The 25321-nt window shown below is 50.2% G+C and carries 17 protein-coding genes; 7 read left to right on the top strand and 10 right to left on the bottom strand.

Annotated features, from left to right (window positions below; genetic code table 11):
* Window positions 1–41: 41 nt before the first annotated feature.
* Both ACJJI6_RS12565 and ACJJI6_RS12560 read right to left on the bottom strand, forming a co-directional pair.
* Window positions 42–581 (bottom strand): cytochrome b, encoded by a 540-nt coding sequence (locus tag ACJJI6_RS12565; RefSeq protein ID WP_413664530.1) that lies wholly within the window; start codon window positions 579–581, stop codon window positions 42–44.
* 208 nt (window positions 582–789) lie between these two features.
* The gene (locus tag ACJJI6_RS12560) at window positions 790–1749 is read right to left on the bottom strand and encodes a LysR family transcriptional regulator (RefSeq protein ID WP_475710677.1); all 960 of its coding nucleotides are present in this window, start codon (window positions 1747–1749) and stop codon (window positions 790–792) included.
* 172 nt (window positions 1750–1921) lie between these two features.
* On the opposite strand from ACJJI6_RS12560, the gene metE reads away from it, so the two are divergent.
* Window positions 1922–4156, top strand: coding sequence for a 5-methyltetrahydropteroyltriglutamate--homocysteine S-methyltransferase (gene metE / locus ACJJI6_RS12555; protein ID WP_475710675.1), 2235 nt, complete (start codon window positions 1922–1924; stop codon window positions 4154–4156).
* 81 nt (window positions 4157–4237) lie between these two features.
* Here the strand turns inward: metE and ACJJI6_RS12550 are convergent, their stop codons facing one another.
* Together ACJJI6_RS12550 and pepQ are read right to left on the bottom strand one after the other, a co-directional pair.
* Window positions 4238–6289, bottom strand: a complete 2052-nt coding sequence (locus tag ACJJI6_RS12550; protein ID WP_475710673.1) for an amidohydrolase family protein — start codon at window positions 6287–6289, stop codon at window positions 4238–4240.
* A gap of 205 nt (window positions 6290–6494) precedes the next feature.
* Entirely contained in the window at window positions 6495–7796 is a 1302-nt protein-coding gene (gene pepQ / locus ACJJI6_RS12545) for a Xaa-Pro dipeptidase (protein WP_475710671.1), read from the bottom strand.
* 83 nt (window positions 7797–7879) lie between these two features.
* On the opposite strand from pepQ, the gene purU reads away from it, so the two are divergent.
* The 5 genes from purU to ACJJI6_RS12520 all read left to right on the top strand — a co-directional run bounded on the left by purU (window position 7880) and on the right by ACJJI6_RS12520 (window position 14659).
* Window positions 7880–8719, top strand: coding sequence for a formyltetrahydrofolate deformylase (gene purU, locus ACJJI6_RS12540; protein ID WP_475710669.1), 840 nt, complete (start codon window positions 7880–7882; stop codon window positions 8717–8719).
* A gap of 70 nt (window positions 8720–8789) precedes the next feature.
* The gene (locus ACJJI6_RS12535) at window positions 8790–9206 is read left to right on the top strand and encodes a hypothetical protein (protein WP_475710667.1); all 417 of its coding nucleotides are present in this window, start codon (window positions 8790–8792) and stop codon (window positions 9204–9206) included.
* An 87-nt stretch (window positions 9207–9293) separates the two neighbouring features.
* Window positions 9294–10025, top strand: coding sequence for a PAS domain-containing protein (locus ACJJI6_RS12530; protein WP_475710666.1), 732 nt, complete (start codon window positions 9294–9296; stop codon window positions 10023–10025).
* A gap of 363 nt (window positions 10026–10388) precedes the next feature.
* The gene (locus ACJJI6_RS12525; protein ID WP_475710664.1) at window positions 10389–13226 is read left to right on the top strand and encodes a TonB-dependent receptor; all 2838 of its coding nucleotides are present in this window, start codon (window positions 10389–10391) and stop codon (window positions 13224–13226) included.
* 113 nt (window positions 13227–13339) lie between these two features.
* Window positions 13340–14659, top strand: coding sequence for a glycosyl hydrolase family 18 protein (locus ACJJI6_RS12520; RefSeq protein ID WP_475710662.1), 1320 nt, complete (start codon window positions 13340–13342; stop codon window positions 14657–14659).
* Window positions 14660–14858: 199 nt separating this feature from the next.
* On the opposite strand, the gene ACJJI6_RS12515 is transcribed toward ACJJI6_RS12520, so the two are convergent.
* From ACJJI6_RS12515 to argS, 6 genes are all read right to left on the bottom strand, one after another.
* Complete coding sequence (locus ACJJI6_RS12515) at window positions 14859–15071, bottom strand: hypothetical protein (protein ID WP_282934107.1); 213 nt, start codon at window positions 15069–15071, stop codon at window positions 14859–14861.
* Window positions 15071–15535 (bottom strand): Tse2 family ADP-ribosyltransferase toxin, encoded by a 465-nt coding sequence (locus tag ACJJI6_RS12510; RefSeq protein WP_445363381.1) that lies wholly within the window; start codon window positions 15533–15535, stop codon window positions 15071–15073. Before ACJJI6_RS12510 ends, ACJJI6_RS12515 begins: the two co-directional genes overlap by 1 nt.
* Window positions 15536–15806: 271 nt before the next feature.
* Window positions 15807–18698, bottom strand: coding sequence for an aminomethyl-transferring glycine dehydrogenase (gcvP, locus tag ACJJI6_RS12505; protein WP_475710660.1), 2892 nt, complete (start codon window positions 18696–18698; stop codon window positions 15807–15809).
* A 495-nt stretch (window positions 18699–19193) separates the two neighbouring features.
* The gene (locus tag ACJJI6_RS12500) at window positions 19194–20672 is read right to left on the bottom strand and encodes a nucleoside hydrolase (protein WP_475710659.1); all 1479 of its coding nucleotides are present in this window, start codon (window positions 20670–20672) and stop codon (window positions 19194–19196) included.
* A 180-nt stretch (window positions 20673–20852) separates the two neighbouring features.
* A complete protein-coding gene (locus ACJJI6_RS12495; RefSeq protein ID WP_475710658.1) occupies window positions 20853–21740 on the bottom strand; it encodes a dTDP-4-dehydrorhamnose reductase family protein in 888 nt (295 codons plus the stop codon).
* A 162-nt stretch (window positions 21741–21902) separates the two neighbouring features.
* Complete coding sequence (gene argS, locus ACJJI6_RS12490) at window positions 21903–23639, bottom strand: arginine--tRNA ligase (protein WP_475710656.1); 1737 nt, start codon at window positions 23637–23639, stop codon at window positions 21903–21905.
* 145 nt (window positions 23640–23784) lie between these two features.
* On the opposite strand from argS, the gene sbcB reads away from it, so the two are divergent.
* A complete protein-coding gene (sbcB, locus tag ACJJI6_RS12485; RefSeq protein ID WP_475713452.1) occupies window positions 23785–25236 on the top strand; it encodes an exodeoxyribonuclease I in 1452 nt (483 codons plus the stop codon).
* Window positions 25237–25321: the final 85 nt, after the last annotated feature.

The raw sequence follows: 25321 nt of genomic DNA, 5'->3' as shown, positions 1-25321 counted from the left end.
CCCATTCAGTTTCCTTTCTTCTATTTCTTCCCTGACTTGAATTAGCGCTGTGGCAGCATACGGGTGAGTGTGTTATCGCGGGCAATAAAGTGGTGCCACAGGGCTGCGGCGATATGCAGTCCAACCAGTACGAGAAGGGCGGGCCACATTACATCTTTGTGCAGGAAAGCGATTTGCTTGCCCAGGTCCGGGTTTTTGGCGAACAGGTTGGGAACGGCAAATAGGCCAAAAAACTCGGTATCGCGCCCAAACAGTTGGCGCATCACGATGCCGGATACCGGCATAGCCAGAATCAACAGGTAGAGCCCACCATGGGTCAGGCTGGACAGTGCCTTCTGCCACTTCTTGCCTTCGATCTGTGGGCGCTTGTGACGCGCACGCCAGTAGAGGCGAAGGGCCAAAAGCATCAGGACACCGACTCCCAGGGAGAAGTGCAGCTGCATAAACCAGCCGCGCATGGGGTCGCCGCGCTCGTAAAACTCATGCAGTTCAACTGCTCCCCACACAGAGAGCAGCAGGATTACAAAAAGCCAGTGCAGTCCTTTACTCACTGAGTTCCAACGTTCAACCGGGTTTGACATAGAGGGTCTCCTACAAAGTCCAGGCATTTGGCCGGGTACAGGCCACTGCCGTATAGTTATTTGTGTGATTTTACCGGCCTCTCCGGCCAGACCAAACCATTGATTTGTTTGATCTGAAAATATTCAGTTTGTTTGATAATTGTGCTGAGGTTGAATAAGTCATTATTTCCGCAAAGGCTTAAGCCGCCCAGTTAACTTTTGTAAGTGGTTAGGCAGGTTCTGCCACACTGGGGCTGGTTTTGGCCGCTCTCACACCTTGCAGATTGGCAAAGCTGGCATCCCGTGCGGTTTTGAGGAAGTCTGTGAGATAAGGTTGCTCGAGCATATCTTCCCGCACTGCCGCATAGAGAGTGCTCCAAAGGCCCTCTTTACCCAGCTGGAGTTGGGAAACAAACCCCTTTTGCAGGTACTCGTGTAGCGCCCAAGTGGGGAGGGCGCAAACCCCTCGGCCGCTGGCTACTAACTGAACCATCATCACGGTCAGTTCTGCGGTTCGAACTTCTGCAGGTTCAATTCCAGCGGGGTCGAGGAAGTGCTGGAAGATATCCAGCCGCTCTCGTTCAACCGGGTAGGTAATCTGGACTTCACCAGCTAACTCCTGCGGTTCTACCCAGCGCCGTTTGCTCTCCTGCGCCAGTGGGTGTTTGCGGCTTATGGCAAGGCACATTTCAAAGCTGAACAGCGGCTCGTAGTGCAGGCCTTTGAGGTTCGGGTCCGGGTTGGAGGTGACAACCAGGTCCAGATCGCCGCGCACCAGTGCGGGCAGGGGAGCGAAGTGGAAGCCGCTGCACAGGTCCAGTTCCACTTCTGGCCAGCCGTCCCGATAGGTATTCAGTGCGGGCATCAGCCACTGGTAGCAGCTGTGGCACTCGATAGCGATATTAAGCCTGCCCGCTTGCCCCGATGCCAGCCGGGACAGGTCCCGCTGTGCTATAGCTACCTGGGGCAGTATGTCGTCGCCCAATTGCAGCAGCCTCAGACCGGCACTGGTAAATCGCAGAGGTCGGGATTTGCGTTTGAACAGTTCTTGGCCGAGCCGGTCCTCCATTTCGCGAAATAAGTGCGAAAGAGCCGACTGGGTCAGGTGAAGGCGCTCCGCTGCGCGTACCAGGCTGCCTGTTTCACGCAAAACACTCAGCGCACGCAAATGGCGCAATTCAATCATCATTAAAATTATTCATGTTATTTGCAAAAAATATGAAATTGATTGAACAGTACTGTACGCACACAATCAAGTCAGGACTCTCGCTAATGCGGCCGTTACCGAGATCGCAGCTGCGGGGTATTTTTCAACGGGGCAACTTTGTTCCCCTCACAGGAAAGAGCTTGGGAAGGCGGCCATGGTGCAAACACATATCCTCGGCTATCCGCGTATCGGAGCCAATCGCGAACTAAAGAAAGCGCAAGAAGCCTATTGGCGCGGTGATAGGCCCCAGCAGCAGTTGCTGCAAGTGGGCACAGAGATACGCCGTAGTAACTGGCAGGCCCAAAGTGAGGCCGGCTTGAGCCGTGTAGCTGTGGGGGATTTCGCCTGGTATGACCAGGTTCTGAATCACTCCTTGATGTTTGGTGTGGTCGGTCAGCGTTTTGCAGAGGGAGTGGCAGAAAACAAGCTGGACCAGTACTTCCGCTTGGCCCGTGGTCGCGCTCCATCGGGACAGCCGGTAGCGGCCAGTGCCATGACCAAGTGGTTCGACACCAATTATCACTATCTGGTGCCTGAGTTCTCTAATGATCAAGCCTTCTCCCTAGATAGTGAGTGGTTACTTGACGAGGTACGGGAAGCCCAATCCCTGGGCTACAAAGCCAAGCCGGTGGTTATCGGGCCACTCACTTACCTATGGCTGGGGCGGGGTGTGGATAGCCCTCTGGATTTAGTGCCAAAACTCCTGCCTTGCTATGCCGAGTTGCTGTCTCAGCTCGTTGACCTCGGAGTTGAATGGGTGCAGTTGGATGAACCCATACTAGGCCTGGATCTGCCGGATGAATGGCGTGGGGCTTTTGATAGCACCTACCAGCAGATTGCGGCAGTAGCCCCGGGGGTGAATACACTGCTGGCTACCTATTTCTCACCTTTGCGCGAGAATTTGGAGCTGGTATTTTCCCTCCCGGTGTCCGGGGTACACATTGACTGTGTACGCGCACCTGAAGAACTTGAAGCTGCGGCCCAGCTGGCAGGTAAGAACAAGGTTCTGTCTGCGGGTGTGATTAATGGGCGCAATGTGTGGCGAGCAGACCTCAACCGCTGGCAGGGCACTTTGCAGCCTTTGGCGAAACAGTTTGGAGATCGCCTGTGGCTATCAGCCAGTTGCTCCCTGCTCCACAGCCCTGTGGATCTGGAAACGGAGGTCAAGCTGCCCAGTGAGCAAAAACAGAAACTCGCTTACAGCCGCCAGAAACTTCAGGAGTTGGCTCAATTACAGCAGCTGCTCAATGAGGACACAGAGATCCCTGTCTCAGGCGGAGAGAGTGGTGTAGCCGAGGGCTCCATTGCTGATCAATTACGGGATACCTGGCGTCAACAGTGCTTTAAGGATCGCTCTTTAGTACAGGCCAAGCGTTGGAAATTACCACTGCTGCCCACCACCACAATAGGCTCATTCCCACAGACGGATCTTTTGCGCGGTGTGCGCCGCAAGTACCGCAATAGCGAAATTTCTGAAGCGGATTATTTAGAACATCTACGCGCTGAAATTGCCGAAGCTATCCGTCGTCAAGAAATACTCGGTCTGGATGTACTGGTGCATGGTGAGGCTGAGCGCAACGATATGGTGGAATATTTCGGGGAGCAACTGGATGGTTTTGTACACACCGGTAATGGCTGGGTGCAAAGTTATGGCTCTCGCTGTGTGAAACCCCCGATAATTTTTGGTGATATCTCCCGACCTAACGCTATGACAGTAGAGTGGAGTGGCTATGCCCAGAGCTTAACTAATAAGCCGGTAAAAGGTATGCTCACCGGCCCGGTCACAATTCTCAACTGGTCCTTCCCGAGGGAGGACATCCACCGCAGTGAGAGCTGTCTGCAAATTGCCAAGGCATTGCGGGAGGAGGTGTTGGATCTTGAGGCGGCCGGTATCGGGATTATCCAGATTGATGAACCGGCTTTGCGTGAGGGGGTTCCCCTTCGAGAGTCTGAGCACCAGGATTATTTTGCCTGGGCGGTAGGGTGTTTCCGCTACACCTGTAGCGAAGTAAAAGCGGAAACCCAGATCCACACTCATATGTGTTACAGCAATTTCAATGCAATTATGGATGCCATTGTTTCCCTTGATGCGGATGTAATTACTATTGAATCAGCTCGCTCCGATTTGCGCCTACTCAGCGCGTTTGCCGACAAGGCCGGTGGTTACCCCAATGAAATTGGACCTGGCATTTACGATATTCACTCTCCCAATGTGCCGGAAAGGAGGGAGCTGGTTGAGCGACTTAAGAAAATTGCACAGGTGGTGCCGGTTGAGCGACTTTGGGTAAATCCAGACTGCGGCCTTAAAACCCGTAACTGGGCCGAAGTGGGTTCATCCTTGCTGAATATGGTAGAAGCGGCGCGCACTGTGCGCACAGAACTGGCCTAGTTAATTTATAAATAAAAAAACCGGCAATCATTTGGATTGCCGGTTTTTTCTTTTCTGTTTTTTCCGCTTCTGTTTTTTTGCTTACTGGGACTTGGTGGCTACTGTAGTAGTGTTATTTAATTCAAATGGCACTGAAGGGTGGAAAGGTTTAATACCCAAGGCAGTGTAAAGCTCATCCGGGCGATACATATTCTGCCCCTCGAGTACCAGTGCAGTGCGACGTAACGCAGTGATATCCTCGAGGGGATTTCCCTCCAGTAAAACCAGGTCTGCATTTTTTCCCACCGCAATACTGCCAGTGTACTCGTCGGCCCCCATAACTTGTGCTGGTACCAGTGTGGCTGTGCGCAGCACATCAATATTCGGAATACCGGCTTTGGCATAGAGCTCCAGTTCACGTAACAGGGTAAATCCGGGGATGCCATCGGAGCCCGCGACCATAGTGACCTTGTGCTCGTGTAACTTAAGCATCATGGCCAGCAGGGCTTCCGCTGAAAGGTCGTAGTCATCCCTGTGTTCCGGCTTCACATCCAGTTCGGCCCCAACAAAGGCGCGCTGGATATTCACTGGAAGGTGGTCGGTAATATCGGCAAATTCGGGATCTACTTTGCCCGGCTGGCGCAGTAACATCGAACTGAATACGGTGGTGGTTGCGTCTACGACAGTGCCTTTTTTGGCTAGCTTATCCAGGAAAGTAGCCACTTCTTTGCTATCCAGATCCAGCTCGTGGGCGTGCTCCCCGATTTCTGTAAAGCGCAGTCTTTTACGGGTATCTATCTTGCCCATAAAATTCAGGAACAGCATATTGATATGCTGAATTTCATCAAAGCCCGCGTCCACTGCTTCTTCGGCGGTCATAAATGCAGGAATATGACCGGACAAACGCATACCATTTTCGTGGATATGCTTGGCTAAGGGAGCGATCCACTCGGGCTCCATCGAGCTGTAAGTTTTAATTTGCTGATAGCCGCGATCGGCATACCACTCGACAATATCCTTGGCTTCTTCCAGGCTGTCCGCAGTCTTGCCCATTCGCATGGCATTTTCGCTTTCCCGGTCCATAAAGCCCGCACGGAAAAGGTCGCCGCCAATGATTTGCTCTGACTCAAACATGCCTTCAATACGCATGATACTTTCATGGGTATTACCGATGTCGCGAACATTAACAATGCCAGCAGCCATATTCAGAACACCATCGGTAGGGGATAAGTGGGCGTGCATATCCCAGAGGCCGGGGATCAGCGTATGGTTACGGGCATCAATGGTGGTTGCCCCGTTGGCTTTGATCGGTTTTTTACTAATTTTTGCGATCTTTCCATCTTTGATCAGCACATGCTGCTTTTTCTGCAGTTTGCCAGATTCAACATCAACCAGGTTGACGTTGCTGATCAGGATGGGTTGGGTTGATGTGTGGGTATGTTTCTTGGCAATACTTTGCAGATACTGGTCTGCGGCTGCGACTTGCCGGGTTTTCAGTTCTTCGAGGTGAGATTTATCCCAGCCTTTGCGCAGGATGGCGAACCATCCCCCCTCATCGGAGGCAAATAAATCCCCATTGTCATCATACCAGGCCAGATCTGGGGTAAAGCCCAGGCCGCTTACGCCGTAAAGGTGAACCGTTTTCTTTTTCTCGCCTTGTTGCAGGGTTACTTTATCAAGCTTATGGAGGCGTGCTTTTCCTTGCGGCAGTAAATCAATATTTTGATCTGCATCGGCAATCAGTGCTTTTACCAATTGCGCCTGTACAGCAAGGGTGCTGTTCTTGGGAATATAAAATTGGGCTTCGGAAGTTTTTGCGCTGCCATGTTCATCGGAACCTTTCCAGCGAGCGACACCATTTTCCAGGGAAAATTCTTCGCTGACTGGAGCACCAAATGGGCTGATCCCTTCAATGGATAATTGCTCGGGCATTGCCGCCTCACCGATAGTGAAGCTCTCCTTGAGGTTTAGGCGACGGTTATTCCAGCCGAGCTTTAATTCACCAGATACCTTTGTTCCATCCTGATGAATAACTTCAGAGCCAGCAATGCCCTCTTTATCGTAAAAAATATACTCGATTGATTTTGCATAAGCGCTATTGGCTGCGGCTAGAACTGTGGCTGCGATAAGCGTTGCCAGTGTTTTTTTTCTCATGAACTGTCCCTTTTCTTGTTGTAATACCGGTGATGGACTTTGGCTTTTTTTCGGTGAGGGGGCAAGCAGCTTAGGGGCGCAAGCGGCGAGAGGAAAAGCGGGAGCGGTAGGGCGTTCTTTAATGTTTTAACTTTCGGAGTAAGGTAAAGGTATTGCGAGAGCGCTGACTTGTAAGCACTCTCACAATATTGCTTTAGTCTATGAACTAAGGGGTGCGAGAAAGGTTTTCGTTGCCGGTTGCGTGTACGACAATATTGTCTTCAATACGCACGCCGCCGTAGGGGCGGAAGCTGTCGACCTTATCCCAGTTAACCTCGGCAGCGAGGTCTGAGTCTTTTAGCTCTCCCAATAGGCTATCGATAAAGTAGAGTCCAGGTTCGATGGTAAATACCTGGTTCTCCTCGATAGTTCGGCTGGTACGCAGGAACGGGTACTCGGCTGGTGGGGGTGTCGTGCCTCCATCGGGGCCGGCCTGGTGACCGCCGACATCGTGTACCTGGAGGCCGAGGAAGTGACCCAGGCCATGTGGCAGGAAGGGGCGAGTTAATCCGGATTCCACGGCATTCTCGGCAGAGGTTTTGATTATGCCAAATTGGGCCAACAGCTCTCCCACGTTTAAGTGACAGTGGCGATGTAGTTCTGGGTAAGGCAGGCCAGGTTTGAGGCCGTCTACCAGCTGCAACTGCTTTTCATCCATAGCCGCTACCAGCTCTGCGAACTCATTATCGGCATAGGCGTAGGTGCGAGTGATATCAGAGCAGTAGCCATTGCAGTCAGCGCCCGCATCGATCAGGAAGCTTTTCAGTTGCGGCTCAGGCAGGCGCTCAGTAGATAGGTGAGTGTAGTGCAGGATTGCGGCATGCTCATTCAGGGCAACAATGTTGCCGTAGGGCATACGGTTCTCGCCCTGGCCAGCAGCGCCCAGGTAGGCTTGATTGATCTCAAATTCACTGGCGCCACTGCGGAAAGCCTGTTCGGCGGCGCGGTGCCCATTGACCGCAATGCGGTTCGCTTCACGCAGGCAGGCGACCTCATAAGGCGTTTTATAAGCGCGGGCCCAGTGCAAGCGGTTGATCAGAAGCTCAGGATTTTCCTCCCCCAGTAACCAGCCTTGCAGCTTGTCGCTCTCACCGATAAAAGCGGCATTCTCCGGGCTCAGGAACGCCCGGGCATCGGCCGGCTTGCTCAGTAGCTCGATATCGTAGAAATCGCTCCAGAAGGTCTGCGGTGCCGGCGGTACATAGTGCCAAAAGTCTACTGGACGGTAGAACAAAAGCTTTGGCTTTTGTCCGCGCTGATAGATAACCCAGCTGTGGGGGTTGTCGGTAATGGGAACCAGCGCTTTAAAGTGGGGATTCACCTTAAACGGGTAATAGTTATCGTCCAGGAATTGCACTCTGGGAGCGCCACTGAATACGTTGAGGGTATCAAACCCGCTCTTCTCGAGGATTTCGTCGTAGCGGCGGCACAGGGTGGCTATATGATCGGCGTAAAGGTTTTTATCCATGTTCTCCCCGGAATGAATCGCTGAATCGTAAAGTCGGCATAGTGTATAGTCTGGACTCTGGATATTTGGCCTGAAATTTGACCATGGAAAAGAAGATACTACTGACCGACTGCCCCGATGATAAGGGCCTGATCGCAAAGATCACCAATATTTGCTACAAGCACCAGCTGAACATCATCAAGAATGATGAGTTTGTCGACCGGGTTGAGGGGCGCTTCTTTATGCGCACTGCCCTGGAGGGTATCTTTAACGATGCCACCTTCCTGGAAGATCTGGATATGACACTGCCCCAGGGCGCAGAGCGTCGCTTGGTATCCATAGAGCGCAAGAAGCGCCTGGTGCTGATGGTTACCCGCGAGCCCCACTGCCTGGGTGATATCCTGATGAAGTGCTATTCCAGCGCTATGGATGTGGAGATCGCGGCTGTTATCGGCAATCACCCGGATCTGGAGGGGCTGGTACAGAAGTTTGATATTCCTTTCCACTGTATATCTGCTGAGGGGGTGGAGCGCGGGGCCCACGAGCAGCAAGTGGCCACCTTAGTGGATGAGTACAGCCCTGATTATTTGGTGCTGGCCAAGTATATGCGCGTGCTAACCCCTGATTTTGTTGCTCGCTATAGTGGGCGCATTATCAACATCCACCATTCTTTCCTTCCTGCATTTATTGGGGCCAAGCCCTATCAGCAGGCCTATGAGCGTGGAGTAAAAATTATTGGAGCCACAGCGCACTTTGTTACCGATGATCTGGATGAAGGGCCGATCATTGAACAGGATGTAATACATGTGGATCATGCCTATTCTGCAGAAACCATGGCGGATGCAGGTAGGGATGTTGAAAAATTGGTTTTGACTCGAGCGCTGCAACTAGTGTTGCAGGAACGCGTGTTTATACACGGAAATAAAACAGTGGTATTTAAATAGTAAGGCCCTAAATAGTACCAACTTTGCGCTCGATGTAATAAAGCAGGTTGGTATTTAGAGAGGATTTTGTGTGAATAATAAAAATATTGGTAGTTTTCAGGCCCGCTTACTTATTGCTGCTGGCCTAGCGTTACCTATTTTTCTCGGTGCCTGTTCCAGTAACAAGCCGATTCCCGGAATGAAAGAGTCGTTTGTAACTGAGATTGCTCAAAACGGAGCTAAGCGTTTTACATTTACTCTTGAGAAGGATCGGCAGGATCTTCCTCCCCCAGTTTCAAACCAGCCTAGTTCTCAACGTCGAATGCAGCGGGATACTATCGGTTTGGGAGGCCGTTCAAGTGACCGAGTAGAGCGTTATTTAGATTGGGCTCTCGAACAAAAGATGTTGGAAACCGGTTTCTGTGAGCGTGGCTATTTTGAAATTGAACGGGTTATTTCCGCATATGGTGGTGAGGTGCGGGGAGAGTGCCGAGAAGGCGCTTTTTAGTGTCTTTTCTGCTTGCTGGACCTGCGCAGTAATTCAAGCCGATGTAAAGAGGCAGGGACTCTTTACCAGCTATTGTAGATAATAATAATGAAGTCTGAATCAATATTGGAAATGGTGTCTACCCAGCAGATTATTGCGGTTTTTGATCTAATATCAGATATTATTTTCTGGGTAAAAGATGAATCCGGCTACGTGGTGCATTGTAACCGGGAATTTATTGAGCATGTCGGATGCAGGTCATTACATCAGGTAGTTGGCCGTTCCGATATGGATTTCTCCCCCTCTTATCTCGCTAAAAACTATATACGGGATGATAAAAGGGTGATGTTAGGAGAGACGATTACAGATCGGCTGGAATTAAATATTGGTAAAACAGGTGAGTTAGTTTGGTTTACGACATCAAAGCGCCCATTAAAGAGTGCCAATGGAGAAATCATCGGGACCTATGGCGTAGCTCGAGACCTTAAAGAGACGGTTAAGACTCTTTCTAGAATGGATAAACTTAAAAGGCCAGTTGAATATATAAAAAATAACTATAGTCAGCCAATTGCGGTTGAAGATTTGGCAGAGGTCGCGAGTTTATCGGTTAGTGCATTAGAGCGCCGTTTCAAAAAATATCTAGATAAAACACCCATGCAATTCGTTCGAGAAGTCAGGTTAGAGAACTCTCGTCGTATGCTAGTGGAAACACAAAGGCCAATATCTGAAATTGCTTATCGGGTTGGCTTTACATCTCATAGTTACTTCAGTAGACACTTCAAAGGTATGTTCGGACAGCTTCCAGCAAATTATCGCAGTGAAGTGCAGTCCAATATATAAACACCAATCAAGCTGAGTCTTCTCAGCAACTTTAGAGAGAGTATTACGTCAACTTCATCCGGTGAGTTGACAGCTGCCCATTTCATTCATTTCCGAAAATTCTAGACTCAAGTTTGTCTTAGGATCTCCTCCCTTAAAACAGCTAGTTAGTCGATTCGTTTTTGGCTTTCCGAGACTGCTTATTTTTTCTTGAAAATCTAAAACGCCGATTTTGTTTCATTAGTATCCCAGTATTGATTACCTCTTCATCAAGGTTTTTTTTTAGGGTTTTATTCCTCAACAAATGAACTGTCTTTTCGGGGTTTAGGGTCCTCTGACAGTTTTACGCCAGACTTTTGAAAAGGGCTGGATTTTTTTGAACCGGTGAGAGAAAAAATAGAAAGTTGGGATGCTATGAAAATAATGAAGAAGAATAACCGAAAAAGGGTTAATACCTGGAGCAGAGGTTTCACGCAGAAGTCTATGGTTACTGCTATCTCGCTGGTTGTTAGCAGTATGACGGTCGCGGAAGATATTTTTGATTCTGATGAGAGAATTGAAGAAGTTCAAGTAATTGGAATTCTTGAGAGTGCTACCAGAAATCTTGAAATCAAAAGAGATTCGCTTGCCGTAGTGGATGCCATTACTGCAGAAGATATTGGTAAGTTCCCAGACAAGAATGTTGCAGATTCTCTCCAGCGTGTACCAGGTGTAACTATTGATCGTAGTGGTGGAGAAGGTAGCACGGTCAGTATTCGGGGAACCAGCTCTGAGTGGACTCTTACGCAGCTAAATGGAAATTATATTGCTACTTCAGGTAGTGGAGCCCCCTCTAGAAATTTTAACTACTTATTACTTCCCTCCACTATGATCAGTAGGGCAGAGATTTATAAAAGTCCCGAGGCAAGAATTGATGAAGGCGGTGTTGGTGGTACCGTTATCCTCCACAGCCACAAACCTCTTGACTTAGATACTGAAGAAGGGGTAATTGGCACAGAGGCAACTTACTCAGATACTACTGAAGAATGGGAACCACAATATAACGCTTTCTACTCCTGGAAAAATGAAAATGAAACTTTTGGTATTTTAGTGGGGTACACCAACCAGGACCGTAGCGTAACTGGAGTTACCAATTATGCAAGTGGCTGGCGCTTGCACTCAGATACTGACGAACATGCAGATTTGCCGGCCCTTGTTGATCAGACCACAGATGAAGTTTACAACGATGTGTGGGCGCCTACTCAGGTAAGTATTCACAACTCTAAGGAAGACCGAACCCGTGATGGATACCAGCTTGCCGTGCAGTGGCGCGCTACTGAACACCTGGAGATTGGTTTTGCTTATTTTGGTTCCAAGCTTGGCTATGCCACTAATACTCAAAGCCTGACATTTGCGGAATGGAATGATCATGATGATGCATACTATGGCATTAAAGTGGATGGAGATACAGTCGTCACCTATGGATTTAATGACAATGGTGACCTTAATGAAAATAACTGGGGTGATGGAGATGTTAATGGCGGTGTAGACGTATACCGTGGTTTGATGTCTCCTCAGCTGACCGGTTATACCCGCAAGGGTGAATCGGAATCTAATACCTTTGATTTTGAAGTTATCTATGAAGGTGATTTTTATACCGCTGCTATAAATGTTGGGCATACAGAAGCAGAGGGGGGAACTTCTGAACTCACATACGCTAATATGGATGCTCGTTATGGTTCCGTGGATAGCTGGCTTTGGTCAATTGCAGATGGTAAGCCGAGTTATGAAGTTTCCACAGATCTCACTAAAGATACTGAAGCTTATCCCTATTATGACTGGTTTGGCTCAGATGCTACGGAAAATAGCGATGAAGAGAGTTACTACCAGCTAGATTTTGCATTTGATACTAACTGGGGATTTGTTAATAAGTTTTATGTGGGTACAAAGTATAGAGATCATGAGGCTAGATCCTATAGAGATATCTATCGATGGGATGACGAAATAGATAATAATGGCGGTTACCGAGGTTGGTTACCTGGCGATCAATGGTTCCACAATCCTGATTATCACCCAAATACTTCTACTTTAATTAGTGATGAGCTAGTCGATAATAGCGCTGGTAATACAGGTGCAATTGATTACTTGGCATTTGATACCGATGCTTTAATGGACTATGTGAGTGGAAACTTCAATCTCACTGTTGTGCCAGTGCTATCTGGTACTTATACGATTGATGAGGAAATATTCTCAACCTATGCCCAAGCAGATTTTATGTGGCGAGACTTCCGTGGTAATTTGGGGGTTCGCTATGTCAGCACAAAATTATCTACAGAAACATATGATGATATTTCCGGAATGGAATCGGATGAAGTTATTGCTAACTCACGCAGTAATACTACTAAAGAATTTTTACCAAGCTTGAATATTGCTTGGGATTTAACTGATGATCTAGTAGTGCGACTTGCAGCCTCTAAAGCCATGTCAAGGGTAAGTTATGCTTATCTGGGGCAGGCCGAAACTTATGGTCCTCCAGTTCATATTGTTTCTCCGGATGAGTGGACGGGGCGAGGAAGTGGCTTCTTTGCGAATACGGATCTGGAGGCAATGATCTCCAAGCAGTTCGACCTGGGCCTAGAGTGGTATTACGCCGACGGTTCTGCATTAGGTGTAACTTTATTTGACAAAGATATTGATAATCTGCCAATTCCAGTAACTGAAATTGTTGAACGTGAGCACGATTGTTGTAATGGCCCTATTGAAGTGGAAATGAAGGGGCAGATAGGGGGAGGAAACGCAACTTCTAGAGGGGTGGAGTTGTTTGCCCAGCATGCTTTCGAAAGTGGCTTCGGTCTCATGGCCAACTATACATTTACCGATACCGGCACTTCCACCATCATTCTTGCTAATGAATCAATCGAAGCTGAGATACCGGGTACTGCGAGATACCAATATAATTTATCTGCATTTTATGAGGCTGAAAATTTTGGTATTCGTGCCTCCTATAACTGGGTGGATGACAGGGTTACAAGTTTGCATCGTGGGTATGCGGAATACGATAAGGACTACGGACAGTTGGATCTGAATGCAACTTATACTTTCACTGATAACTTTAATATCTCTGCCTCTATTATTAATTTAACTGAAGAAGTGGCGGAGGGATATTGGAAACAGAAAAATCGGATGACATACAACAATTACTCTGGGCGCAGACTATATATTGGTGCAAACTATAAATTCTAATACCTCGTTGATCGTAGTATTGGGTGTAGAGTGTAAGCTCTACACCATTTTTTTTGATTATCGATATTAGATTACAGAATTTACATAACTACATAATAAAAATGAGCATAAATATGAAACAATCGACACGTAGAGCAATGCAGGCTGCTTGTGCCACCATTTTATTTCAGACTGGTGCATACGCAGATATTGAAGTGGTCAATTCGGATGACTGTCCCTCGGACACTACAACAGTAAGCTATTCTGAAGCGCTTAATTATCCTAATGAATTTTGTGATCTTCTCAGTAATGGTGATTTGGTTGGTTTATCAGACGGGTCCTCAATAGAACATCTGGGAAATAATTGCCAATTGACGAGTAATGAAAGTCGCCAATTATCCATGACATTGTGTAAATCCGAACCTTCAGCGCCTCATGTTGTTAGTGGAAGCAGCTGTGCATCTGATGCAAGCCCGGTCACCTATCTTGAGGCTCAAATCTATAAGGATGAGCTGTGTTCCGTCCTGGGGGACTGGGAAATTGCAAATCTTGCCGATAATGCCTCCATGGATGGCAGCGGGTATGGGTGTGGTTCACGTAAGAATGAAATCCGTGAGCTGGGCTCAACTCTGTGTAAATCTGATACTCCTCAGGAAAGTGCGTCAGCGCCTAAAGTTGCTTACGTAGAAGTTAATAGTAATAACCTGGGCAATGCAGGCTGCTTTACAGAGAGCGATGGCAGCCAGTTGTTTGATATAGCTGTGATCTTCGCGGCAAATATTAATTACGATGGTCAGAAAGCTGTACTGCATTTTAATGACCAAGTGTCAGACTTGCTCAATAACAATTTGAGTACAGTACAAGACTTGCAAGACAAGGGTACGAAAGTGGTGCTCAGCGTTCTCGGAAATCACCAAAATGCAGGTTGGTCTTGTTTTGCCGATGAGCAATCCGCTGATGACTTTGCTCAGCAGTTGAAAGATGCAGTGGATCAATATGGTCTGGATGGTATTGATATTGATGATGAGTACTCACAGTGCAGCCAAACCTATTCTGATTCCCTGGTAAAAGTGACTAGTGCATTGCGAGAGAAAATGCCGAATAAAATCATTTCCAAAGCACTCTGGAGTGATACCGATGCTTTTCAGGCTGAATGGAATGGCAAGAAACTGGGCGATCAACTAACTTATGGCTGGGAGATGAGCTATTGGTTGGGCTCAAGTTGTACCTCAAGAATCCAGAAGTATATCAATCTGGGTGTTGATAAGTCTAAGCTAGGTGTTGGAGCTTCCACTGTTATGAATGGTGCATCTACTGCAAGTGCTTTGGCCTCCTGTAACGAAAATAATAACCTTGGTGGCGGCACTATGATATTTAATGTGACTAAAGATTCTAGCAGTTACCTTTCTACAATATGGCCAGGTACTTCAGCGGTCCCGAATTGCCTTAAGTAGTAAAAAATCCCCGTGGAATCTTGTGTGACTTGCTGAAGCGGGGATGTGCTAAAGCTAATTACTCAGTACAGGCAGGAATGTTTATTTAACTGCTATTGTATGGGGATATCCTATACAGTTATAGGCTGGGAGTGGTATGAATATATTTGTCCAGCTTAATATGCTTCAGGGTGGTTCGACGCCACCCTGAAGGAAAGCTTCATAATAGTTTTTCTAGGGGTATGCCTGTTTCTTTTTCAATTACTTTATATTCCTCTTTAAGGAACTCTAGGAATTGTGTCAGCTGTAAGTGGTGCTCCTCATAATCTGTTTTGTCGCCTATGGTCTCACTTCTTAAAAGGCTTTCTTGATACAAAACGGCATCTCTAACAGCAGAAATTAGTAGTGGTGCCCAGGTATTAGGTACTTCCATTATATAGCTTCCTTAATTAAGGATTTCTCTAGTATTTTTAACTTATTCTTAAATTGATTCAGAGGCATGTCGTAGGCTGGGGCTATCGTATAGTGTGTTGCCTCAAATCTGGTGTTATATTCATCTTTTACAATTGCAATTCCTTCTGGCAAAACTGTCCCTGCAGGAATTTTGTAGTATTCCCAGTTTTTGCCTTTTGGTAAGCCTAGTTTATCAAAAGTGCTGAGTCCCCTGGGGCGATCTTTTATGCAAACCCACTCTGTCCCATCGCGGTATTCTATGGTGATATCTGCTGGTCTAGGACGTCCGTTAGACAGAATGAAACCTTTTTCTATAAAGTCGAAGACACCTTGGTCTGATTTTTTGTTCAGAGCTCTCCATAGATCTATGGGTGTTTGACCGTCAGAGTAAGAGTCTGCTTTTCCCTTAGCAATTAATATTTCTTTTAAGACTTTAATGGTCACTTTCACCTCCGATGTTGAAAGCTTGGGGCGATTAGAAAGTTTGGCTAAATTTTTTCCAAAACTTTCTAATACCGTTTCTTTGATGTAAGGCGCCGCTTATGTGAGGATTTTTAACTAAGTTAACGCAGAATAATATTGTTGAAAGGTGATGGTTGCAAATACGTAGCTATACAGGAAGTGAGAGTTTGTGCCAGTTCGATAAAAGTATTGTGGGTCGAATAAAAAAGCGGGCATAAAGCCCGCTTTTAATCCTTCCTGAGAGTGTCTGATTTTACTCAGCGTAGCTCTCAATAGGGGGGCAGGAGCAGATCAGGTTGCGGTCGCCGTATACGTTGTCGATACGGTTAGCAGCGGGCCACACCTTGTGCTCTTTTAACCACGCCGCCGGGCGCGCAGCGATATCACGGGAGTAGCTGTGGGTCCACTCATCGCTCATCACGTCCTCAAGGGTGTGAGGTGCATTGTGCAGCGGGTTGTCTTCAGGGGTGTATTTACCGCTGGTGACATCTTCCACTTCTTGGCGAATTGTTGCCATAGCCTCGATAAAGCGATCCAGCTCACCTTTGGATTCACTTTCGGTAGGCTCGATCATCAGGGTGCCGGCTACCGGGAAGGACATGGTGGGGGAGTGGAAGCCAAAGTCCATCAAACGCTTGGCGATATCCTCTTCAGTGATACCGCTGGCTTCCTTGAGGGGGCGCAAGTCAACCAGGCATTCGTGGGCAACAAAGCCATTGGTGCCGGTGTAGAGTAGGGAGTAGTGCTCACCCAGCTTCTTGGCTACGTAGTTGGCGTTCAGGATTGCCATTTCGGTAGCCTGCTTCATGCCCTGCTTACCCATCATACGGATATACATCCAGCTGATCGGCAGGATGCTGGCGGAGCCCCAGGGAGCGGCGGATATGGTGCCATTATCCAGCTTGGTTTCCGGTACTTCAGTCACCGGGTGGGCTGCCAGGTAGGGCTTCAGATGCTCGCCAACAGCAATCGGACCCATACCGGGGCCGCCGCCACCGTGAGGAATACAAAAAGTTTTGTGCAGGTTCAGGTGGGATACGTCACCACCGAACTGGCCCGGAGCTGCGACGCCGATCAAGGCGTTCATGTTGGCACCGTCGATATAAACCTGGCCGCCAGCCTGGTGAACCAGATCGCAAACTTCGCGGATACCTTCCTCGAACACCCCGTGGGTGGACGGGTAGGTGACCATCAGTGCGGCAACGCGGTCGCCGTGCTCTTCGATTTTGGCTTTTAGGTCTTCGATATCCACATTGCCTTTATCATCACAGGCAACCACAACCACTTTCATGCTCACCATCATGGCGGATGCCGGGTTGGTGCCGTGGGCAGAGGCGGGAATCAGGCAGATGTCGCGCTGGGTTTCGCCCTTCGCTTCGAAGTACTTCTTGATAGCAACCAGGCCTGCGTATTCACCTTGGGAACCGGCGTTGGGCTGCAGGCTCACCGCATCGTAACCGGTGCAGGCGGACAGCATTTGCTGTAGCTGGCTGAACATTTCCGCGTAGCCTTCCGCTTGATCTACTGGTGCGAAGGGGTGCAGCTTGCCGAACTCGGGCCAGGTGACCGGGATCATCTCGGCTGTGGCATTCAACTTCATGGTGCAGGAGCCCAGGGGAATCATGGAATGATTCAGGGCGATATCCTTGGCTTCCAGAGACTTGAGGTAGCGCAGCATCTCGGTCTCGGAGTGGTAGGTGTTGAACACCGGATGGGTCAAGAATTTAGTATCGCGCGCTAAGGCGGCGGGTACACCCAGAGAGCCCTTGCTGGCAATTTCGCTGTCCAGAGTATGCAGATCGATGCTGTGTTCGGTGCCGATAAAGGCATTGATCAGGTCGGACACATCCTGCAGGGTGGCGGTCTCACTCAGGCTCACGCCCAGGGCGTCTTCACCAATTTTACGCAGGTTGATCTCAGCGGCCAGGGAGCGCTGGTAAATCTCTTCCTGCTTGGCGCCAACGGTGATATTCAGGGTATCGAACCAGCTTTCGTGGGCTAGGTTAAAGCCTTCCTGCTGCAGGGCGGAAGCGAGAATGTCTGCCAGGCGCTGGATGCGGGCAGCGATGGTTTTCAGGCCTTCAGGGCCGTGGTAAATCGCATAGAAAGCGCTCATTACCGCTAACAGCACCTGGGAAGTACAGATGTTGGAGTTGGCTTTCTCGCGGCGAATGTGCTGTTCGCGGGTTTGCATGGCCATGCGCAGGGCACGCTTGCCTTTGCTGTCTACGGAAACACCGATAATACGACCCGGTGCGGAGCGTTTGTATGCTTCGCGGAAGGCGAAGAAACCGGCGTGGGGACCACCGTAGCCCATGGGGATGCCGAAGCGTTGGTTACAGCCAACAACTACGTCTGCGCCCATATCACCCGGTGCTCGCAGGGCTACCAGGCTCATTAGATCAGCGGCCACGGTTACCAGGGCGTTGGCTTCGTGTACTTTGGCAATAATGTCAGTTAGGTCACGTACGCGGCCGGTGCTGCCGGGGTATTGCAGCAGGGCACCGAACAGCTCGGCGGGGATATCTTTTTCCACATCGCCTACAACTACTTCGAAGCCGAAGTGCTCGGCGCGGGTCTTAACTACGGCGATGGTCTGCGGGTGGCAGTCCCGATCTACAAAGTAGACGTTGGATTTGTTGCGTTTGACCTGGCGCTTACACATGGCCATGGCTTCAGCTGCTGCGGTACCTTCATCCAGCATGGAGGCGTTGGCCAATTCCATACCGGTGAGGTCCATAATCATCTGTTGGAAGTTCAGCAGGCCTTCCAGGCGGCCCTGGGCAATTTCCGGTTGGTAAGGGGTATAGGCGGTGTACCAACCCGGATTCTCCAGCACGTTGCGCAGGATCACATTGGGGGTAATGGTGTCGTGGTAACCCATACCAATAAAGGTGCGGTAGATCTTGTTGCGCGCCGCGATATCTTTCAGCTCTGCGAGGGCCTCAACTTCATTGATCGCATCGGCCAGATCCAGCTCATCGGTCTTGCGAATGGCTTCGGGCACGGTTTTCTCGATCAGCTCTTCGAGGCTGGCAACTCCGAGCGTTTCCAGCATGGCCTCTACCTGTTTGGCATCGGGGCCAATATGGCGATGGATAAAGGCGTCGTGTTGTTCCAACTGCTGCAGCGATGGTTGGGTCATAAACTTCGTTCCTGTAGTCGCAGGGAGTCGTCGCGGTGCGCTCGCGGTTAAAAATAGCACCTGGCCTCAGTACCGCTTTTCCTGTGGAAAGCCTCGGGCCTCCGCGTTGCGGATAGGCGAGGGTAACGCTTGGGAGAATCGGTTTGCTGGCAGCCCCAGTGTCGCAATACGAAACCAAAGGGGAAGCCGGGCCATAGCGGCAGGCGCGCATCTTAGCAACCGGGGAGAGTAGGGGCAATCTGCGGGATTTAATCGAGGAAACTGCTAAATTTGGGCGCAAAAAGTGGGTTAAATCCTGTGATATTTTGGCTGAGGCGATTTTGTTCTACACAGGGTGGGGTGGATTTGACGAAAGGGGTCATCTGGGAGTTTAAATGGCCTCGAAAGTGGAACAGGTTGGCTATAGACGCTTTGATGGGTTTAGGAACCCTCTGAATAGTCCACAAGAGCAATACAGAGTAGTCAAAAGGTTCCTATGCACTAACAGTCTCTTTGTTAATGCTGTTTAGCTCGACACCTAGCTCCCTTCCGGGCTGCATTAAAACGATCACGCAGGCGCTCAATCATCGCAGTACGGGCGGCATCGTGGTTGATGCCCATAACCACATTTACTGGCAAGCCCTCGCCATTTTCAGCAAGGGTGGTTTTCCCCACAGTTGGGTCGAAGGTGATGGGATCATAAGGAGTCATACTGTCAGCCAGTCCGGCATTTAACTGGTCTACTTCGATAAATCCGGGTACGAAATCCATATCTAAAGTTTCGGGCTCCAACAGTACCAAGGCAGCAATAATGTCCCACAGGCGAATAACGGCATCCATGGCGAAGTCACCATTACCTTGGAAATCCCCACCCTCAAATTCACGAATGGAACTGAGGAGTTGGGAGGTGTAGCAGGCTTCCGGAGTTGCGCGGCGCTCTGCGAGGGCTTCGATGGTGCTGCCTTGTACTTTGGCCATATCGGTTGAGTTGGTCGGAACCAGATAGGTTTCAATATTATTTTTACTCAGGGCGTCGAAGGCCCATTGTGCGCTCAGTGGGTCGAGCAGAATATTGAATTCCTGATGGGTACTGAAGTCGCTGTCACAGCCGAAGCTGGGGTGGGAGAAAATATTGCCGCCCAGATTTCTAGATTTATCGCCAAAGCAGGCTGCTTCGTGATTCTCGGTAAACGGCTCATAATTCTCAAAGCCACCGCCCATCATAATAACGCGGTCAATTTTAGCCAGCTGCTCTTCGTTGGCTTTGCCAAGTACCCGGGCCAGGGTGGTGAGTTTGCCGGTATTGAAAACTACTGGGCGTTGCTCCAGGTTATCCATCGTTTCCAGGATAATGTCTTCGGCCAGCTCAAAACTGAAGGAGACACCATTGTTACCTTGGTAGCGGTAGTGCTCCTGTTTTGCGCGCGGGATTAAGTGGTCAGTTCCATATAAGGTAGAGCCGTTGTCACGCCAGGGGCCGGGTACATACTGGCCGTAGAGATTGATACCCATGGCGTTGCGGCGCTCCAGGTTCCAGGTACCGGTGGAGAAATCGGAGGAGTTGGGTAGTTGATAGTCTTCTCTGCCGAGAACGGCCTTATCGTCATTTACCGGAGATACTGAAGCTTTGCCGTTTGCGCCGTAGGCGACTTCCTCTGTGGCAAAATAGGCTCCGCGAATAACCTGGGTATCATTATTTCCCAGCCATTCGAGGATGTTGTAAACAGTGTTGGCCCCGTGCGCTACGGTATTGAAAGAGTCCTCAACGACAGCCAGTTCCAGGGTATAGCGTGGGTCTTTGGCGATTAGCATCAGTGCTACGGCATCGTCAAAGTTATTGAAGTCGCCAATCCAGATAATGGGTTGGGCGTTTTCGGTCTTGATGGCCTGGTGTGGTTTCTTGCTGTGAAGTCCGCTATCCGCATTGCAAGAAGCCAATGTGGTTAGGCTGCCCAGTACCAGAGCTCCTGCAGAGAACCAGTGTTTTAATTTCATTTATCCTTCCCTAAATATTCGAGTGGTTTTACTCGGCAATCCAATAGCTCCTCCCTGATCTACTCGATTGCCACCTTGTAGCACCGTTTGTTGTATGAGTTAACGGTATTAACAGGTGTGAGCCGGAACATGGCCGGCAGCGATACTTCCCTGTAGCGCTTTGTCTGAAAGATATTTAAATCAGCCCTCAATAAATGGCTTTAAATTTCGTAATAGCTGTTGCTCCAGGGGTTCACTACCATTAATTCCCATACCTGTCAGTTTTGATTTATCCAGCTGGCAATTGTAAGGGCGTGGCACTGTAAAATTGGGTTCACTTTCAGCGCTCAGGTGTTCGGCATTTAGGTTGCAAGCCTTGGCAATAATGTGTGCGAGTTCGAAGCGTGTGCAGGCCGTATCGCCACTCCACTGGTAAATGCCTTCAAAATTCATACCACTACGAATTTTTAGCAGGCATTGCTCCAATACTTCGGCTACTTCCTCCACACTGGTGGGAAAACGAATAGCCCAGTGATCCAACGTGACTGGCTTTTGCTCGCGCAAAGTATCCAGTAGGGCGGTGATGCCGGATTCCTCCAGATAGGCAACGGGCCCGAATAACCAGGGTAACCTCAAAACCCAGTGATTGCCGTTATTCAGTACGGCCTCTTCCCCTGCCAATTTACTGCGGCCATAGAAGTTAACCGGGTTGGGATTGTCATCAGCTTTGTAGGGCGGAGTGCTGCCATCAAAAACATAGTCGGTGCTGATATACACTAATTGTGTATCATTTTCGTTACAGTATTTCGCCAGGAATTCCGTGCTGCTGACATTGAGCTGCCAGGCGGTGTCGGGGCTGTCGGCGCAGCGATCAGGCCAGCGCTCGGCGGCGCAGTGAATGACAATATCGGGATTAACCTGTTGCAGGCAGGTCTTCACCGCTTCGCTATCGGACAAGTCCAGGCGAATTAAATTTTCTCCCGCGCGGGAAAAGGCGGTACCGGTAACAGAAAAAACCGGATTGCTGGAAAGCTGTTTAAATACACTGCGCCCCAATAGGCCGGAGGCGCCGGTAATCAGTATTTTCACGGGTGATTTCCTTTTGTCAGGCTGGCGGGAAACGTGTGGCCTGAGTGGGATAAAAGATGGTGCAGGATGGTTGGGTAGGCCACAACTGAAGGCCGCCTACCCGGGTGCTGCCCGGTTTGCCTATCTGAAAAGTTACAGAAGGTGATACCGGGCTGGAGCAATTTACATCTGCTCCATCACTTCAATGCCAAGCAGATCGAGGCCAGTAGCGATAGTGCTGGCCACTAGATTACATAATTGCAGGCGGCTGTGCTTCTGCTGTTCACTTACGCCTTCTTTCAATACTGGGCAGGCTTCGTAGAAGCTCATATAGGCACTGGCCAGTTCGTACAAGTAGGTGCAGAGTACGTGCGGGAAGGTATCTTTGGCTACCTGGTCCAGTACTTCGCCAAATTGGTTTAGTTTAATTGCCAGGGCGCGTTCCTGCGGGCTTTCCAGTTGGATATCGCCCTTGAGCTCGCTCGGCTCAATACCAGCTTTACGAAAAATACTGCGTACGCGGGTGTAAGCATACTGTAGGTAGGGGGCGGTATTGCCCTCAAAGCTCAGCATGGATTCCCAGCTGAAGATATAATCGTTAGTGCGGGTCTTGCTTAGGTCCGCATATTTCACCGCGCCGATGCCCACCTTGCGCGCGATTTCTGTACAGGTTTTTGCATCCAGCTCCGGGTTTTTCTCAGCCACCAGTTTCTCTGCACGCTCTACTGCTTCATCCAGGAGGGCTGCCAGTTTTACGGTGCCGCCGGTGCGGGTTTTAAATGGTTTGCCATCGTCGCCCATCATGGTGCCAAAAGCGCAATGCTCTAGAGAAACCGACTCCGGCAGGAAGCTCGCTTTGCGCGAGGCGACAAAGGCCTGTTGTAGGTGCAGGGATTGGCGAGCATCAACAACATATAGGATACGGTCGGCACTGAGTTGGTTGGCGCGGTAGCGGATAGCGGCCAAGTCGGTGGTGGCATACAGGTAGCCGCCGCCTTTCTTCTGGATAATCATCGGGCTGGGGTTGCCTTCCTTATCGGCCATCTCTTCAAGGAAAACAACGATCGCGCCCTGGTCTTCAACAGCGATTCCATTATCCAGCAGCTCTTTTACCAGCACCGGAAGATCATCGTTGTACTGGCTTTCAGCGTAAACGTCTTCCTGTTTGAGGGTGACATTCAGCTTGGAGTAGATTTCTTCGCAGTGGCTGATAGAGATATCAATAAACTGCTTCCACAGTTTCAGGCACTGCTCATCTCCGCCTTGCAGTTTTACAACGTATTCACGGGCGCGATCGGCAAAGCCTTCTTCATCATCAAAGCGAACCTTGGCTTCGCGATAGAAGACTTCCAGGTCGGCCAGTGCCACTTCTGCATCACTGTCTGCCAGCTTGTCGGAAAGGTGTGCCAGCAACATGCCGAATTGGGTGCCCCAGTCGCCCATATGATTTTGGCGAACTACCTTGTGACCTTGGAACTCCAACAGGCGTGCCAGGGCATCACCGATAATGGTGGTGCGCAGGTGGCCTACGTGCATTTCCTTGGCCAGGTTGGGGTGGGAATAGTCGATGACTACGGTCTTGGGCTCTTCAGCCGAGGCGATATTCAGGCGCTTGTCGCCTTGGGCGGCCAATAGCTGCTGGCTCAGCCACTGTTCGCTCAAGTGAATATTCAAGAAACCGGGGCCTGCGATCTCGACCTTTTCGATCATATCGCCTTTATCCAGCTGCTCAAGGATCTTGCCAGCCAGCTCGCGCGGGTTGGTGCCCATATGCTTGGCAGCGCCCATAGCGCCATTGGCCTGGTAGTCGCCAAATCCGGCTTTCTTCGCAGGTGCCACAATCGGGCCGCATTCTTCGGGGATACCGGCGGCGAGCATGGCGGCCTGGAATTTGTCGGTGAGGAGCTGGCGAATATTCATAGAGTGAAGTGCTGTCTTAAATTCGTGGAAACGCCGAATTTTAATGGGCGGTGGCGGCTTTGCAACCAGCGTTGGCAAAGGAGTTGGTCCGGAGTGCTCGAAATCTCGACTTGGGTGTCCAGACGAAGAGGTTCTCGGTGGTATGATGCCGCCAAATTATGGAGGTACCGTGAGTTCTACCACACTTTATTGGCACGATTATGAAACCTGGGGTACAGACCCGGGTGCCGACAAGCCGGCGCAGTTTGCCGGCATCAGGACCGACGAAGAACTGAATATCGTCGGCGAGCCATTGATGATTTACTGTCGCCCTTCAGTGGATTGCCTGCCACAGCCGATGGCGAGCCTGGTGACTGGCATTAGCCCGCAGAAAGCCCTGGCCAATGGAGTGCCGGAAATAGAGTTTATCCAGCACATCCTCGCCGAACTGGGTGCGCCGGGCACCTGTGGGGTGGGCTACAACAGTTTGCGTTTTGATGACGAGGTAACTCGCTACACCCTTTATCGCAATCTGCTCGACCCCTATGAACGGGAATGGCGCTCCGGCAACAGCCGTTGGGACATTATTGATATGGTGCGCCTCACCTACGCCCTGCGCCCAGAGGGAATCCAGTGGCCCACCCGTGAGGACGGTGCGCCGTCCTTCCGCCTGGAAGAATTGACCGCTGCTAATGGGATCTCCCACGAGGGCGCCCACGATGCGCTGTCGGATGTGCACGCCACCATTGATATGGCGAGGCTGATCCGCAAACAGCAACCAAAGCTGTACGATTATGTGTTCCGCCTGCGCCGAAAGCAGGAAGCCGCCAAGATGATCGATATGCGCGAGCGCCGCCCGCTATTGCATATTTCCGGCAAGGTCTCTGCTAACCATGGTCACTTGACCTATGTGATGCCCTTGGCCAGTCACCCGGTTAATCGCAATGCGGTTATTGTTGCCAACCTGGCAATGGACCCCGAGCCGTTACTCAACCTGGATGCAGACACTCTGCGAGAGCGCCTGTACACCTCTCGCGACAAGCTGGGTGAGGGCGAGTTGCCGGTAGGGCTGAAACTGGTGCATTTGAACAAGTGCCCGGTATTGGCGCCCGCAAATATGCTGGATGACAAGCGCGCCGCAGAGCTGGGTATCGATCGCACAACCTGTGAGGCGAACTGGCAGAAGCTCAAAGATATCGATTTGACGGAAAAGCTGCACAACGTATTCCTGGATCGGGAATTCCCTGAGAGAGATGTGGAAGCGGACCTTTACGGTGGATTCCTCAGCGACTCTGACCGCGATATCTGCCGTGAACTGCACCGTGGACTGGCGGCCCGAGGTCCGGAAGCTTTGGCGGGTGAAGTGCCTTTCACCGATAAGCGCCTACCCGAGCTGCTATTCCGTATGCGGGCGCGCAATTTCCCCGAGACCCTGTCTGAGGAAGAGCACCAGCGCTGGCAGATCTGGTGTTTCCAGCGCTTAACTGACGCTACTGCCGGGGCCTCAATCACCCTGGAAGATTACTTCCGCCAGCTGTCTGAGCTGCGGGTGCAGCACCCGGAGCGCATTTCCCTGATTACAGAGCTGGAGAACTGGGGCGATAGCTTACTCGCCTAATGTGTCGAATCACGTCAGCGGCTGTTCTTCCACTGGGCTCTTTCCTGGTGCCCGAGTAGAATGCCGCTCGCGAATACCCGGCGCC

It is taken from the genome of Microbulbifer maximicatervae (SeqCode) (assembly GCF_056232625.1).
This window is presented reverse-complemented; position numbering and strand designations above follow the sequence as displayed.

What these genes read in the sequence shown, in the direction of transcription:
- argS (WP_475710656.1), bottom strand. Translation starts at nt 23,639, where the DNA reads ATGAATATTCGCCAGCTCCTCACCGACAAATTCCAGGCCGCCATGCTC.
- ACJJI6_RS12565 (WP_413664530.1), bottom strand. Translation starts at nt 581, where the DNA reads ATGTCAAACCCGGTTGAACGTTGGAACTCAGTGAGTAAAGGACTGCAC.
- ACJJI6_RS12515 (WP_282934107.1), bottom strand. Translation starts at nt 15,071, where the DNA reads ATGGAAGTACCTAATACCTGGGCACCACTACTAATTTCTGCTGTTAGA.
- sbcB (WP_475713452.1), top strand. Translation starts at nt 23,785, where the DNA reads ATGCCGCCAAATTATGGAGGTACCGTGAGTTCTACCACACTTTATTGG.
- ACJJI6_RS12520 (WP_475710662.1), top strand. Translation starts at nt 13,340, where the DNA reads ATGAAACAATCGACACGTAGAGCAATGCAGGCTGCTTGTGCCACCATT.
- ACJJI6_RS12550 (WP_475710673.1), bottom strand. Translation starts at nt 6,289, where the DNA reads ATGAGAAAAAAAACACTGGCAACGCTTATCGCAGCCACAGTTCTAGCC.
- gcvP (WP_475710660.1), bottom strand. Translation starts at nt 18,698, where the DNA reads ATGACCCAACCATCGCTGCAGCAGTTGGAACAACACGACGCCTTTATC.
- ACJJI6_RS12560 (WP_475710677.1), bottom strand. Translation starts at nt 1,749, where the DNA reads ATGATGATTGAATTGCGCCATTTGCGTGCGCTGAGTGTTTTGCGTGAA.
- ACJJI6_RS12500 (WP_475710659.1), bottom strand. Translation starts at nt 20,672, where the DNA reads ATGAAATTAAAACACTGGTTCTCTGCAGGAGCTCTGGTACTGGGCAGC.
- pepQ (WP_475710671.1), bottom strand. Translation starts at nt 7,796, where the DNA reads ATGGATAAAAACCTTTACGCCGATCATATAGCCACCCTGTGCCGCCGC.
- metE (WP_475710675.1), top strand. Translation starts at nt 1,922, where the DNA reads ATGGTGCAAACACATATCCTCGGCTATCCGCGTATCGGAGCCAATCGC.
- purU (WP_475710669.1), top strand. Translation starts at nt 7,880, where the DNA reads ATGGAAAAGAAGATACTACTGACCGACTGCCCCGATGATAAGGGCCTG.
- ACJJI6_RS12530 (WP_475710666.1), top strand. Translation starts at nt 9,294, where the DNA reads ATGAAGTCTGAATCAATATTGGAAATGGTGTCTACCCAGCAGATTATT.